The sequence below is a fragment of the Pantoea sp. S62 genome (genome assembly GCF_016658625.1).
In the GTDB taxonomy this organism is placed as follows: Bacteria; Pseudomonadota; Gammaproteobacteria; order Enterobacterales; family Enterobacteriaceae; genus Pantoea; species Pantoea vagans.
In genome coordinates this window covers 1-15,815 of the sequence record NZ_JACVVI010000004.1, presented here as the reverse complement: position 1 = coordinate 15,815, position 15,815 = coordinate 1, and the positions used below count along the sequence as shown (strand labels likewise).

The window sequence follows — 15,815 nt, the reverse complement described above, 5'->3', positions numbered from 1 at the left end:
TTATCCTTATTTTGCAGGAACGGAGATATCTTTTTTCAGGAACAACAGGATGAGCGCCGTCAGTAAACTGCCTGCGGCAATCGCAAACAGATAACCCATGACATTGCTGATCACGTTGGGAATGAAGATGACGAAAATGCCGCCGTGCGGCGCGCGGGAAGCACAGCCCAGCATCATTGACAGGGCGCCCGCTAAACCGGAACCCGCCACAATGGCCGGGATGACGCGCAGCGGATCGGCGACCGCAAAAGGGATAGCGCCTTCGGTAATGAAGGAGAGGCCGAGGATGTAGGTGACTTTGCCAGTCTCACGCTCCTGCTCGGTAAATTTGCGGCGGAAGAGGGTGGTCGCCAGCGCGATGCCCAGCGGCGGCACCATGCCCGCCGCCATACAGGCCGCAATCGGTCCATAAATACCGCTCGACATCAGGCCAATCGCAAACATGCAGACGGTTTTATTCAGCGGGCCGCCCATATCAAAGGCCACCATCATGCCGAACAGCAGGCCGAGGATGGCTGCGTTGGTGTTACCCAGTGAACTGAGGAAGGCGGTCAGCCAGCCGAGCAGCATTTTGATGGGCTCACCAATCAGCAGCACCATCAGTGCGCCGGTCAGCAGCACGCTCAGCAGCGGCACGATTAAAATAGGTTTTAACCCGGCGACCGCTTTGGGCAGATGAATATGGTTGGTGATGAGTAGCGTGATATATCCGGCCAGAAAGCCGGCAATTAGCGCGCCAAGGAAGCCGGAGCCGGTGTGGATCGCCATCATTCCGCCCACCGCGCCTGCCACGATGCCCGCTTTGCCGCTGATGGACTGGCTGATCCCCAGCGCAAGAATCGGCAGCATCAGGGCAAAGGCCGAACCGCCGCCGATGTCAGAGAGCATCTTCGCTATCGGGCTGAAATTAGCGTCCCCTGGTGTGGCCGCCGTAATCCCGAATGAAAAGCTCAGGGCGATCAGAATGCCGCCAGCCACTACAAACGGGATCATCAGGTTCACACCGGTGATCAGGTGCACATAAAACTCTGAGATCCAGGAACGGGAACCTGACGCCTCGCGCGCGCTGTTAGCCGGTTCAGACGTATTGTTCTGAGGGGCGGAATCGACCAGCCTGGGCGCCAATTCTCCGTTCACAATGGCGCTGAGTAATCCTTCAGCGTCTTTCGCGGCACGGGTGACGGGGACCTCGATCACGTTTTTGTGCTGGAAGCGCGCCATCTCAACTTTCTTATCTGCGGCGATTAACACCACGTCGGCCTGATGAATATCGTCGTCGCTGAAAATATATTCGCTCTCAATCGCGCCCTGGGTTTCAACTAATACATTCAGGCCCAGTTTTTTAGCCGCTTTTTTTAAATTACTTTCGGCAAGGTAGGTGTGGGCGACACCTGTAGGACAGGCGGTAATGGCAATGATGTTCATAAACGTTCTCCAGTGAAAATTTTATATTTATGTTTTTCGGTCTGAAGGGATGGCTACAACCTGGAATACCTCCTTAATCTTTTATTTCATAAATAGCTTCGGTTTATTCAGGCCCCCGATCGGGATAGCAGTAAATGAAACATCTCTTCGCGGTGTTCCACATTCAGTAATTGTTCGACCACATCTTCATCACCTAGCGCGATGGATATTCTGGCGAGCATTTTGATATGGCCGACATCTTTATCAGACTCTTTCACTGCGAAAAGAATAACCAGCCGGACTTTGGTGCCGTCAATAGTCTCCCAGGGAATATCCTGGCGTAAACGCCCGACGGCAATCCGGGTTTTGGCCACGGCAGCAGATTTGCCATGCGGAATAGCAATGTGATTTTCAAAACCTGTTGAGCCTAATTCCTCACGCAGATACACATCGTTCAGAAACGCAGCTTTATCAGTGACCGCGCCGCTCTGGCAGAGCAGGTCAGTCAGCTGAGAAATAATCTGTTCTTTTGTCTGGCAGTCGACATCGAGAATAATACATTCTTCTTTCAGGACTTCATTAATAGCTACAGCTGTCGTCATGTTGCTTCTCCATTATTAATTAATCGAATTCGATACCAGACACTCCGTTACTCTTGCGATATCTTTCGCTGAAAACAGGGCCGAGACATAGACCACCGGTTTTTCCAGCGGCTCCAGCCGGATGGTGGAGATCACCACGTCACACTCATGTCGTTTCAGGGAATCCGCGATGTTTTTCCCTGGCACGATGTCGATAATCTTCCAGTCGGGAAAGGCGCGGATAATCCGCCCGTAAAGCAGCTGTGAGGTGCCCAGACCGCTGGAGCAGACCAGCAATACCCGCTTGACCTTGATGCTGTTTTCGATGGCGGCCTGAATATGCACGGTCAGGTACGCCACCTCATCGTCACTGATCTCATCCAGGCTGTACTCCTCCGTCAGCTGGCTGATGACCGCTTTGACGGCGGCGAAGACCGTTCCCAGCTCGGTCCGGATATCATGCAGTAGCGGATTTTTAATCCGGATGTGATATCGGAGGCGGTTCAGCATCGGCTTGATATGCGAGGACAGCGAAGCCTGCAGGTTCTGGTCAGTGGTGATTTCGATGTTGATGCGCTGCGCTACGCGGGCAATCAGCGCCTCAGCAAAGCGGGTTTCACGTTCGGATATCAGCGAGTCATCATGCTGTGGCATCTCGCCGCCCGCCTTACCGGAGGAGACCAGATACTGATAGATAGAGTGAGACTCTTCAGCTACCAGTACCGTGTTGTAAGCGGTTTCGATGCGTTCTATCACTGCCAGCGAAACCTGCCAGGCGTGATGGTCGCTGACCCGGCTCATGGTCACCGCGCGGGCATCGGTCCTGTGCATCGGCGAATGACTCCGGTGGATCAGCACCAGAATATGAGTAAATAAATTGATGTAGTAAGGATCGCTAATCGTATACTGCAGTTGCTGTTCAATAAAATTAATTAATTGCAGGGTAAAGTGGACAGCCTGCTGACCAAATTTTTCTGAAAGCTCCTGCAACGTGCTTTCATCCAGACGGCTTTCCATCATGTCCTGATGGTTATAAATCGATTTTAATACCAGCGCTTTCATCGCCATGCGAATATTCTGGTCACTGCCTTTTATGCTGGTGCCGACCCGACTTTTTAATAAGGTTAAATCAAACTGATGTAACCAGGCTTCTAATGTTTTTAAATCATTTACTATCGAAGCCCGGCTGATAAAATATTTGTCTGCCAGTTCACTGATCGATGAACTTCTGGGTGACAGCATTAACAGGTCTGACGCTATTTTCAGCATCCGGAAGTTGCTGCTGAAATCATCCGCTTCTGTTGAGAAAATCCGGCGTGCGGCTATTTCTGACTGTGCGTCAGCAAATTTAATTGTGATGCCTCTCCCACTTTTACCGCTGAGGTTGATTCCCTGGTCAGAGAGTTTTTCATTAATATCAGCGATGTCGCGGCGTAAGGTTCGGGTGGTGATGGCTGTTTTTTCTGAAATAGTGTGCAGGCTCACATAACTGTTATGAGAAATAAGCTGTCGCATAATCGTCAGTTGCCGCTCAGTCAGCGCCTTCATCATCATCAGGGTCCGCTTAATCAGTTATTCACCTTGTCAGTTATCATCTAAGCAAAGGGACTATGCCATGTAAATATTAAAACATGGCCACAACCCGACGGTCAGGCTGACCACCTGAAAGTGAATTTTCGAAATATTTTGAGAGGAGGTTAAAGAATATCAGAACAGGGAAGTGGAAGATGAGTGGGTGCCTGATGGGCGGGGCAGGGCATGAAATCCGGTGTTAGCTGCCCCACCAGCAGGGGCAGCAAATCTTATGTTTACCTCTCCCGCAGCGCTTCCTTCGCCCGGTTCAGCGGTTTCATCAGATACTCCATAATGGTTTTACTGCCGGTGTGGATCTCGCCCATCGCGATCATCCCCGGATAAACCGGAAACTTTTTGCCTTTTTTATTGACCAGATAATCCTTATCGGTGCGGATATAGACGCGATAATAGTACTGGTCGCGATGCACTTCATCCTGAATGGTGTCGGGCGAAATAGAAGCCACTTTGCCCTCCAGACCCCCATAGATGTTGTAGTCATACGCGGTCAGCTTCACCACCGCACGCTGGCCGGGCGTGATAAAGGCGACATCGCGCGGGGCGATCTGCGCCTCAATCATCAGTTGCTCATCCAGCGGCACAATTTCCATCAGATTGCCGCGCTGCGGGATAACGCCGCCAACGGTGTTCACCTCGATATCTTTAACGATTCCTCTGACCGGCGTGACAACGACTGTGCGCTTCAGTGAGTCCGCTCGCCCGATGATAATGGAGCGTTGAGATGCCGCTTCGGCGTTGGCTTTCGCCAGCTCTTCACGGGCCTGCACAATATAGTTATTTTCCGCGTCGTTGAGCTTACTTTGCAGGTCGTTAGCCTGACGTTTCAGGCGCAGTACTTCCACGTTACTGGCCGCGCCTTTTGCCACCAGTGATGAGGTCAGCTGCAGCTCGCGATTAATCAGACTCAGCGCTTCGGTCAGGCCGCTGATGGTTTTGCTGTAGTTCTCACGACGTGAATGATAGAGCGCCGTCTCAGCAGCCACCAGTGGCGGATCCGCTAATACTTCCGGCGGAAATATCAGCAGCGTGCCTGCGGTCTCAGCCTGCAAGCGGGCCGCCGTCGCCAGCGCAGCACGTAAACGCGACGTGCTCTCCTGCACACCCGAGTCAATCTGGGTGGGATCCAGCAATGCCAGCACCTGACCCGCCTCAACCACATCGCCTTCGTGAACCTTCAGCTCTTTCAGGATCCCGCCCTCCAGTGACTGGATGATCTGCTCGTGTGAGCTGGGTACGACTTTGCCGACACCGACGGTGACTTCATCCAGTTCGAAGTTCGAAGCCCAGATAAAGAACAACAGCAGCATGATCAGCACTGACATAATAATCAGACCGCCGGAAGAGACGCGCTGACGGGAACGCTGATGCTTCTTTTTACGGAATAAGGAGAAAATCATGCCTGTGCTCCCTGCGGTTTAACATTGACTTTGCCCTGATGAGGCGCGGCACTGGCTTCGGGCCGGGTAACCAGCATCTCTGCTTTTGAGCCATCCCGCGCGATCCTGCCTTTATCGATCAGCATGATGCGGTCAACCAGCTGCAATACCGCCGGCCGGTGAGTGGCGATAATTAATGTGCGGTTGCCCATCCACGTCATCAGTCGTTCAATCAGATGTTTTTCAGCAGCATCATCCAGCCAGGCGGTAGGTTCATCCAGCAACAACACGCTGGGCTGGCGGAGCAGGGTGCGCGCGAGCAGCAGCTGCTGACGCTGCCCGCCAGATAAGCCTTTGCCGCCTTCCTGTAACAGATAATCCATGCCTTCCGGCAGGCGCTGAATAAAGTCGAGGGCGCCGCTGATCTCCAGGGCCTGAAGCATCTCCTCTTCGGTCGCCAGCGGCATGCCCAGGCGTAAGTTCTCGCGAATCGTGCCGTAGAACAGGGATGCGTTCTGGGTAAGCAGCCCGACGTCACGCCTTACATCCAGCGGGTCAATGGAGGAAAGCCGCACGCCATCCAGCAGCAGGGCACCTTCGCCCGGCTGCAACAGACCTGCCATCAGTTGCAACAGCGTTGATTTACCGGATCCGTTACGCCCCAACAGCGCCACTTTCTCACCCGCTTTAATGGTCAGCTTTTTCACCGTCAGCACCGGTTCAGGGGAGTTCGGGTCGTAGCGATAGATGACGTAAGAGAGAGCATATTCGCCGTTAATGCGCGGGCGATGAATGCGGATGCTGCGTTCTGGCTGATCGACCTCGCTATTAAGCAGGTTCTCCAGTCCTTCACGCGCCACTTTGGCCTGCTGCCAGCGGCCAAATATCATCGCCAGCTGGCCCAGCGGTGCCATCATGCGTGACGCCAGCATCGAGCAGCCAATTAACACGCCGGTAGAGAGGTCACCGCTCATGGCAAAAAAGGCACCCACCAGCACCACGCTGACATAGGCAACGGTCTGGACTTCACTGGTCCAGCTCATCAGCAGGCCGCTGACAAAACGCTGCTTCTGTGAAGATTTACTGATCACCTCATTCAGGTGATTCCACTGGTTCTGAAAGTAGGGCTCTGCGCGCAGCAGCTTGATGTCATCCATGCCCTGTACGGTCTCAACCAGCATAGCGCTGCGCACTGCGGACTCGCGCATGGTTGCTTTGGAGAGCTTCGCCAGCGAACCCTGCGCCAGCAGGCCCGGAATAACAATCAGCGGAATCGCCGCCAGCGGAACCAGCACCAGCCATCCACCCAGTAACCAGAGGATAAACAGAAAGATGATTAAAAAAGGCAGATCGGCAATTGCTGAAATGGTGGTCGAGGTAATCAGCTCACGGATCTGTTCCAGCTCGCGGATCTGAGCAATAAACGATCCGGTCGATTTGGGACGCTGATCGTTACGGATCCGCAGCGCGTGACCAAAGACGCGATCGGAGATGCGCAGATCCGCGCTTTTACCGGCTGCATCAGAGATATGCGTGCGGATAATGCGCATCACAAACACGCAGGTCAGGGCGATCATGACGCCGCCAAACAGTACCCAGAGAGAGGGAACGGACTGGGAAGGGATCACCCGGTCATACACCTGCATGGTGAAGAGCATCGCTGAGAGGCCCAGCACGTTGGAGATCAGCGACGCAAACATGACGTTTACATAGGCTGGCCACTCACGAAGAATGGTCTGCCACAGCCAGTCAGCACGATGCGGCTTAATATAGTCATCCACCCGCGCATCCGGCACGGAAGACTCCGGTTTCGCCAGCAGTACGCGCTGTGCATGCTGCGACAGATCTTCAATACTCAGCGTGGTCTGCAGCTGTTTTTCACCGCTCAGCATCACGCTGACCTGACCATCTTCGCCCACCGTGGTGATAACGCCGACGCCGCGAGGACCGAAATCGACGATCAACGGCATGCGCCACGGATCGAGCTGATCCGGGTCAAACGCGTCAAAAATCACCAGCAGGCCGAGCTGGCGCGCCATATTCTCAATCAGGGCATCCTGTGAAAGGTGCTGCATGTGCCATTCCGCTTCGCCTTTCACCCGTTCAGGTGAACCATCAAGGCGGTAATGTTTCGCCACCAGCAGCAGCGCGTCGAGCCAGGGGGTGTAAGCCTTTTTAGCCTCAGGCTGTGCTGATGCATTTTCGCTGTCAGATATCGTGTTCATTATCATCTTCTCTTAATTGCTGACAGAATTACGGCGCAATGCGCAGTCCCTGAATGACCTTATTATTTAAATCAAACGCTTCGCGTGCCATACCGGTGACTACCAGATAATTAACGGATGAGGCCCACAGGTCGCAGCGGGCATTAATTAAATCCTGCTGAGCACGGCTTATTTCCTGTTCGGCGTTAAGTAAGTCGAGTACGTTTCGGTTACCCAGTGATAAATATTGCTCACGATAAAGGGAGCGCGTCTCCATAATCGTTTTCATACGACGCGTCAGCAGGCTGATATTTTTTTGTAATCCCGTTACGCTCTGGAAATAATTCCGTTGCTGATCGCTGATCTCCAGTTTTTTACTGGCTATAGTGGTTCTGGCCGCTTCCAGTGCGCGGGCACTGGCACTTTCCTGCGCCACTAATGCACCACCCTGATAAAGCGTGCTGTTAACAGACAGATAAACGTTCTGGTACTGGCTATGGCGCTGATAATCCGCAATATCGCCGATATATTTATTGGTATTGGCTTCAAGCGATAAAGTGGGATAGCGCTGCGCTTTATAATTACGTAACTCGGCCAGTGCCACGGCGGCATCGGCCTGGGCAACTAAAATAGTCGGGTTACGGTTTAAATCAATCCGGGCATTCTGACGCTCAATCAGCGGCAGCAGCGAGATCGGCGCGGATATTTTCTTTTCGGCAACCGGCTGTCCCAGCAATGATTGCAGATGGTATTTCTGCTGCTGGAGTTTGATTTCCAGATCCAGTTGCTCTGCCTGGGCCGCTTCAACACGCGCCTGCGCCTGAACCGGATCCACCCGTGTGCTGGCTCCGGCATCGGCACGCATTTGCGTCAGCGCCAGGATATCCCGCAGGGCTTTTACCTCTTTCTTCGAGTTATCAAGCAGCTGCGTCGAGCGATAAACTTCATTCAGTGCCAGTGCGGTTTGTTCGATAATGGTATCGATCTGCATCAGAACAGTGGCCTGCTGGCGCAGATATTTCGCGCTGGCCTGATCGACCGCGCTGCCGGTTTTACCAAAGTCGTAAAGCATCTGAGAGAGGCCGACGGTGGCGATATGGCCGCTGCCTTCATCCTGCTGTCGACCGGTTGTGATGCCCGCTTTTATCGAGGGCAGATAGCCCGCTTTTGCAGCATCAATGGTGAACCCTGATGACTCCAGCGTCGCAATGCTGCTGCTGATGGAGGGATGATGATTCACCGCCAGCTGGATAGCCGCCTGCCAGTCAGCCGGAAAGCTTTCAGCCCCGTTCGACGCCGCAGGCTGCATTTCAATTTCTGCCGGATTAATTTGTAATTTGTCTGCCAGCGCAGAGCCGCCTGCAGGTAAGGTTCCCGGATCCGGCGTTTTAGAAAATACGCCCCAGAAACCTGCCGGTGCTTCATTAATGGCTGGCTCGCTGCCTGAGAAAAGTTTTTGATCGGCAGCAAAAGAATATTGGGTAATAAGAATGCAGTGCAAAATGATAATAATTTTTTTCATGATGTTTAGATAATTAAATATATCTCCGTCATAAAAGGTGGCTTAAAGCGCGGGGAAGTAGCAGGCTGGTATAAATAACCCAGCCTGCTTTTAATGCGGATATTAATTATCCGATGGTGATATCGTCTTCAATATATAACTGTACCACGGAGCCATCGGCTGCAGAACTGGTGTAATGGTTATAGTTAACCCCATTTGCCACTATTCCGTCTGCCTGCTCCCAGTTACCATTCAGCGTCACCGTGTCGCCATTTTCCCCTCTGACATATAACGTATTATCGTTATCAGTGACCTTCAGCAGACTTTCTGCACTTACGACCAGATTGTCTTTTCCGGCATCCGTCATCAGGTCGATGGTTTCGATATTGTTGACCCTGGCGGAGATATCACTGAGGTTCAGCGTTCCTGTGCCATGCCAGGCAAGCGTATCGTTACCCTCTGCACCGTTGATAGAGGTGAAATCGGTGTCATAGACTTCGAAAACATCTCCACCGCGGGTACCGGTGAAGGTGATCTCGCCGCCTGCACTGCCATCAACATCAACGCCCAGGTTAAAGCTCAGAGAAGCATTGCTGCCGTCTGACAGGGCATAGGTGAAGGTGTCAGTGTTGCCGCTGTGCGCATACGCATCATCCACCACGTAGCTGTAGTGACCCGCTTCATCGATAACCAGCGTGCCGTAGGCACCTTTGACGCTCACCGCATCGTCAGTGATCGCGGTGGTTTCACCGTTCTGGCTCACCGATACCACGGTCAGATCGGCGGAGACATCCTGGATGGAACCGGCAAGATGCTCTGTCACTTCGTTGAATTGCAGACCCTGCTGAACATAGAGTTTGATTGCCGTGCCATCCAGCGCCGTGCTGGTGTAGAGGGTGTAGGTGATGTTATTCAGCGTTTCCACGCCGTTAACAGCCCACACGCCCTGCAGTGAAAGGGAGTCATTGCTGCCACCCCTGACATACAGCACATTGCTGGCATCCGTGATTTTCTCAATATCATCGGCACCAATCAGCAGCGCCGTTGCCTGGGCGTTATCCTGCAGATCGATGATTTCGATATTGTTCACTTTGTCCGCAATCTCACTGACATTCAGCTCGCCTGTGCCATTCCAGACCAGCGTATCCTGACCCGACTTCCCGTCCACCGAGGTGAACTGGGTGTCGTGAACGGTGAAGCTGTCATCGCCAACGGTACCGGCAAAGATCAGCGCGCCACCTTCAGAGCCATCCACGGAGACACCCAGCGTGATCACCAGATTTTTGGTGCTTCCATCCGCCAGAACATAGGTGAATGAATCTTCACTGCCGGTGAGTTTGATCACCGAGTCGCTATTCAGTGTGTAGCTATAGCTGCCATCGTTCTTAATCGTCAGCGTGCCGTAAGTACCCGCGATAGTGGTTCCCGCAGCGGCAACCAACGTATAGCTTGCGGCACCGGTCACAATACCCGCCGTTATCGACGTCACTACCAGCGAACTGTCACTGGTGCTGTCGCTGGTAAAGACCGAACCATTGACGCTGGAACTGGTGCTGACTTTATAGTCGGTGGTGCTGACGATGTTCACTGCCACTTTCACGGTGAGCGCGTCATAGCTGGTAGACCACAGGAAGCCAGGATGTCCGGACTGCGTGCTGTCGACCACGATGCGGTAGGTTCCCGCATTCTGACCCGCCAGCGAAACATTCAGCGGACTACCGCTGGTGATCGCCTGTGTGCCGGTGGTCACGTTGTCCCAGCGCAGCGTCTGCTCGTTGTAAACCTGCAACGACCAGTTCACCGAAACAGTATTGCTGGCATTGATCGACGCCCCGGTCACGCTGACGTTAATCTCCTGCAGATCGCTGATGCTGTTAACCGTGAAGCTCTCACTGGTAAAACTGCTGGTTGCGGTGTTCATCGTGGTGCTCTGTGCCACGCTGTCGCTGAGCAGGGCAACATCGCCCGTTACGTCGGCCGCATTGTTTTCAGACGCGGTTTCGGTGCTGCTCAGTTTCATGTCGCGATCAACATAGAGATTCACCGTCTGACCATCAGCGGTGGTACCAACGTAATGGACGTAATCCACATTGTTGACCACTTCACTGCCTGACAGCGTCCAGCTACCAGAGAGTGTCAGTGTGTCTGTGATGACACCTTTAACAAACAGCGTGTTATCAGCATCGGTGATGTCCGCTACGTTTTGCGCGGTGACCACCAGATTATTCACTGCGCTGTCATTCACCAGCTCGATCTCTTCGATGTTACTGATTTTCGACTGCAGATCGCTGAGTGTGAGTGTGCCCGTACCGCTCCACACAAGCGTATCCAGACCTTCACCGCCATCAATGTGGGTAAAGCTGGTATCGCTCACGTTAAAGATATCGTCGCTTGCCGTACCGGTTACATCCTGCGCAGCGGTAACGGTATATTCCGTCCCATTCTGGCTATCCGTATAGGTGGTTGAAGAGAGATTAACCCCCTGCTGCACGTAGATATCGACCAGGGTACCGGCAGCAGTGGTGCTGGTGTAGTGCGTGTAAGTGATGCTGTCGACAATCACCGTACCACTGTTGATCCAGGTGCCTTCCAGCGTCACGCTGTCGCCAGCGATTCCCTTGATATAGAGAGCATTACTTTCGCTGGTGACATCTTCCACGCTCTGCGCATCCAGTACCAGGTTGTCACTGCTGGTGGTTGAGGTCAGCATGATTGATTCGATATTGCTGACTTTCGCCGCGACGTCGCTCAAGACCAGCTGGCCATTGCCATGCCATGCCAGTGTATCGTCGCCAGCCGCGCCATCTACCGAGGCGAAGCTGGTGTCATACACATCAAACACATCATTGACTTCAGTGCCGTGGAACACCAGCGCACCGCCATTGCTGCCGTTGACTTCAACACCCAGATGGATCGTAACGGTAGCATTAACCACTTCACCATTGGCCCCTTTCAGCGCATAGGTGAAGACGTCTTCAGAGCCGGCTGGCAGTGTAGTCGTGGCAGGGGTGTAGGTATAAGCACCGTTGTTATAGATCACCAGGGTGCCATACTGACCCGCTATGGAGACGCCACTTTCGGTGACCCAGGTATAACTGTTATCGACCGTTACATCGCTGGTGCTGTCACCGGCCTTGGCATACATCCGTGTATAGATAGAGCTGAGCTTATCAACTGCACCGTCTGTGCCTTCGTCGGTCAGCACGTTGCCGGTTGCGACCTCATTCGCGGTGATAACGTACTCGGTGGGGCTGACTGTCTGAACTGACATATCCAGTTTCACCACGTTTGTTGCGCCAGTTGTTGAAATCGCCACGCGGTAGGTCCCCTCACCCAGGCCGTCCAGCAGCGACGACATCTCCAGGTTCTGGATAACTTCTTCATTGTGCTGTCCGGCTGCTACGACGGCAGTCTGCGTTTTCACCGTGGTCCATGTGCCATCACTATTCTGCATTTGCACGGCATAAGTGATGTTCAATGGTGAGTCAAAGTTGTTGCCGAATAATCCCCACTCGGTGGTTAGCGTCAGCGAACCGGTAACCAGGTCGTCATTCCCTGCCAGGGTAAAGGTCGAACTGTAGTTCTCGGTCCCGCCTGCGACCAGCTTAACGTCGGTATTCGTCGCACTGGATGACTCGTAAGTCACCGTAACGCTGGCATTCGCCTCGTTGCTGGAAGCGATATCCGTCACGGCTGTTGCAGAAGGATCGGTAGCATCCCAGCTCAGATCCAGCGCTTCGTTTGTTGTACCAATCTGTACGTGAATCTGAGCTGATGAGCTCAGACCTGTCGCAGAGTCAGTAATGGTATAGGTAAACGAATCCACCTTACCGATGCTGTCCATGGATGAGATCGGGGTATAGACATAGCTGCCATCAGCGTTGATGACCAGCGTGCCATACTGACCGACCAGCGTGGCGGTTTTGGTGGTGGCATCCAGCGTGACAGAGGTCACGGTGCCATCACTGTTGGTCACGCTCGCTGCGCTCACAGAGGTATAGGCACTGTGCGGAATACCATCTGCACCATAAACGCTGTCGACATCTGTTATCACATTGCCGGTTGCTGTGGTGTAGTCGGTCGGTGTGCCCTGTTCCGCCAGCGTATAGACGGTTTTAGAGGCGTCCAGATTAAAGCTTACGCCGACGTTAATACCGCTGGTGGTGTAAACCAGCTGATACTGGCCGGCAGTCAGCCCGGTTAGCGTGATGGTGGACGTCGATGCGCCCAGTCCAAACATGCCAAACAGGTTTCCGCTGTTTTCTTCAGACACGGTGACCCAGGTGCTGGTTGACGAGTCATACTTCTGCAACACCAGTGTCGAGTTACTGGCGACGTTAATGAAGGCAGAAGAAGTCGCGGTTACATCAAGATCGATAATGGTGCCGTCTGCGACCACAATCGGATCACTGACGATCTTATTGTTGAACGCGATTAACCCGCCGTCCTGCAGGATGGTTCCCAGATCCTCACTGACATCAACCGGATAGGTAAAGCCTACCGCGGCACCTGAGCTGACATTGTCGGAGGCCGTCAGCGTAATGGCCTGCACATTCAGATCCAGCGTGCCGGATGGATCGCTGCTGTTGCCTGCCGCGTCTGTGACAGTAAAGGTCACTTCATGGCTGCCATCATACAATCCGTCAGTGGCGGTGAAAGTCCAGCTGCCATCTTCGGCGACGGTGGTTTCACCGACAACCTGGCCTTTGTCGTACATCGTGACCGTGGCACCAGGCTCAAGATCGCTGCCGCTGAAGGTGAGTTTGCTGTCGCTCTGGATTTCGGCTGTATCGATAGTTGCACCCACTTCATCCGTGATCACTACCGTAGTAATGTCCACGCCTTCAGGTGCCACAGAGTCCACCACATAGCTGACAGCGTCTGATTTACCGCTGCTGTTACCTGCCGCATCGACTGTCTCAAACGTAAAGCTGTGATCACCATCAGCCAGCGCTTCAGACGGCGTGAATGACCAGCTGCCGTCATCTGCAACCTGCGCTTCACCCAATACCGTATCGTTATCGCGAACGATAACGGTGGTGCCTGCTTCCAGTCCTGAGGCACTGAAGGTCGGCGTGGTGTCACTGATCGCGCTGCCAGCAGCTAACGCATTACCAGCATCATCAGAGACGACAACTGCGGCCAGATCAATGATCTCTGGCGCAACGGTGTCGACCACGACGTTAACAGTGTCTGTACGGGTGTTTCCTTCCGCATCTGTTACGGTCACGATTAATGCATGGTTACCGTCAGCCAGCGCTGTATCAGGCGTAAAGCTCCAGCTTCCGTCCTCAGAAACCACGACACTGCCCAGCACGGTTTCACCATCGGCGATGGTGACTGTTACGCCTGGCGTCTGATCCTGGCCGCTAAAGGTCGGTGTGCTGTCGTTAATGGCTTCACCATTCACAATTACATTGCCGGCATCATCGGTCACCACAACACCGGTGTTGATACCTTTAGTTGCGGAGATTGACAGGTCCAGCGCTTCAGATACGCCACTGCTGTTACCGACTGCATCGGTGACTTCGAATGTGAACTGATGTTCACCATCGTCAAGCGAGGTTGAAGGTGTAAAGGACCAGCTGCCATCTTCGCTGACCGTGGTTTCACCCAATACGGTTTCACCATCGCGAATAATCACGGTCGCGCCCGGCTCCAGCGCTGTACCACTGAAGGTTGGCGTATTATCTGCTGTGATACCGGCTGCGGTGATGGTGGCACCGTCGTTATCGACCATCGTGACCGTAGAGATATCAACCCCTTCCGGCGGTGTGGTATCGACAGTGACGTTGAAGACGCCGCTGGCACTGACGCCCTGTGGATCGGTAACGGTGACCTCGATGGCATGCGCACCGTCAATCAATCCAGCGGTTGGTGTGAAGGTCCAGTTGCCATCTGCGCCTACAGTCACAGTAGTCAGCGTGGTATCGCCGTCTGCGATGACAATCGTGGTTCCAGGTTCAAAGTTTTTACCATTGAACGTTGGCGTACTGTCACTGATGGTGTCGCCATCCAGAATAGCGGTACCGTTATCATCAACGATTTCCATAGACGGCGCGGTTTGCACCACGATATTAATGGTGTCATTGACATGATTACCGCTGGCATCTGTACCGTCGACAACCAGGGCGTGCTCGCCGTCGGCCAGCGGCGCATCGGGCGTGAAGGTCCAGTTGCCGTCCTCGCCCACGGTGGCGGTGCCGAGTTCGCTGTCGCCGTCAGAGACGGTCACGGTTGAGCCCGGCTGCATGCCGCCGCCGCCAATCGTTGGCGTGCTGTCGCTGGTGGTGCTGCCGTCCGCGACCGGATTACCGGCGTCGTCGGTCAGGCCCGGCGCGGTGGCGCTGGTGTCGACGTTCACGTTCACGGTGTCGTTCACCGCGTTGCCGCTGGCGTCGGTGCCGTCAACGACCAGCGCGTGCTCGCCGTCGTCCAGCGGCGCATCCGGGGTGAAGGTCCAGCTGCCGTCCTCGCCGACGGTGGCGGTGCCGAGTTCGCTGTCGCCGTCCGAGACGGTCACGGTGGAGCCGGGCTGCATGCCGCCGCCGCCAATCGTTGGCGTGCTGTCGCTGGTGGTCGCGCCGTCGGCGACCGGGTTACCGGCGTCGTCGGTCATGCCGGGCACGGTTTCGCTGGTGTCGATAATGACTTCGACGGTGCTGCTGCTGGCGTTACCGTTCGCGTCGGTACCGTCAACGACCAGGGCGTGCTCGCCGTCGGCCAGCGCGGTATCCGGTGTAAAGGTCCAGTTGCCGTTCGCGTCCACGGTGGCGGTGCCGAGCTCGGTGTCGCCGTCAGAGACGGTCACGGTTGAGCCCGGCTGCATGCCGCCGCCGCCAATCGTTGGCGTGCTGTCGCTGGTGGTTGCGCCGTCGGCGACCGGGTTACCGGCGTCGTCGGTCAGGCCCGGCGCGGTGGCGCTGGTGTCGATGATAACGTCGACGGTGCTGCTGCTGGCGTTGCCGTTCGCGTCGGTGCCGTCAACGACCAGCGCGTGCTCGCCGTCGTCCAGCGGGGTTTCAGGCGTGAAGGTCCAGCTGCCGTCCTCGCCCACGGTGGCGGTGCCGAGTTCGCTGTCGCCGTCAGAGACGGTCACGGTTGAGCCCGGCTGCATGCCGCCGCCGCCAATCGTTGGCGTGCTGTCGCTGGTGGT

Annotated in this window: 7 protein-coding genes; all 7 read right to left on the bottom strand. The window is 54.6% G+C overall.

The window, feature by feature from the left end; genetic code table 11:
* Positions 1 to 6: 6 nt before the first annotated feature.
* Positions 7 to 1,425, bottom strand: coding sequence for a PTS fructose transporter subunit IIC (locus tag IBT54_RS07705; RefSeq protein ID WP_201251959.1), 1,419 nt, complete (start codon positions 1,423 to 1,425; stop codon positions 7 to 9).
* Positions 1,426 to 1,532: 107 nt separating this feature from the next.
* Entirely contained in the window at positions 1,533 to 2,006 is a 474-nt protein-coding gene (locus IBT54_RS07700) for a PTS sugar transporter subunit IIA (RefSeq protein ID WP_013359990.1), read from the bottom strand.
* A gap of 15 nt (positions 2,007 to 2,021) precedes the next feature.
* The gene (locus tag IBT54_RS07695) at positions 2,022 to 3,539 is read right to left on the bottom strand and encodes a transcription antiterminator (protein WP_236263070.1); all 1,518 of its coding nucleotides are present in this window, start codon (positions 3,537 to 3,539) and stop codon (positions 2,022 to 2,024) included.
* A 254-nt stretch (positions 3,540 to 3,793) separates the two neighbouring features.
* A complete protein-coding gene (locus IBT54_RS07690) occupies positions 3,794 to 4,975 on the bottom strand; it encodes an HlyD family efflux transporter periplasmic adaptor subunit (protein ID WP_095706258.1) in 1,182 nt (393 codons plus the stop codon).
* Positions 4,972 to 7,179 (bottom strand): type I secretion system permease/ATPase, encoded by a 2,208-nt coding sequence (locus IBT54_RS07685; RefSeq protein ID WP_236263069.1) that lies wholly within the window; start codon positions 7,177 to 7,179, stop codon positions 4,972 to 4,974. Before IBT54_RS07685 ends, IBT54_RS07690 begins: the two co-directional genes overlap by 4 nt.
* 28 nt (positions 7,180 to 7,207) lie before the next feature.
* The gene (locus tag IBT54_RS07680; RefSeq protein ID WP_201251957.1) at positions 7,208 to 8,680 is read right to left on the bottom strand and encodes a TolC family outer membrane protein; all 1,473 of its coding nucleotides are present in this window, start codon (positions 8,678 to 8,680) and stop codon (positions 7,208 to 7,210) included.
* A 106-nt stretch (positions 8,681 to 8,786) separates the two neighbouring features.
* Positions 8,787 to 15,815, bottom strand: a 7,029-nt coding sequence (locus IBT54_RS07675; protein WP_201251956.1) for a BapA/Bap/LapF family large adhesin, incomplete at its 5' end; no start/stop codon positions are given.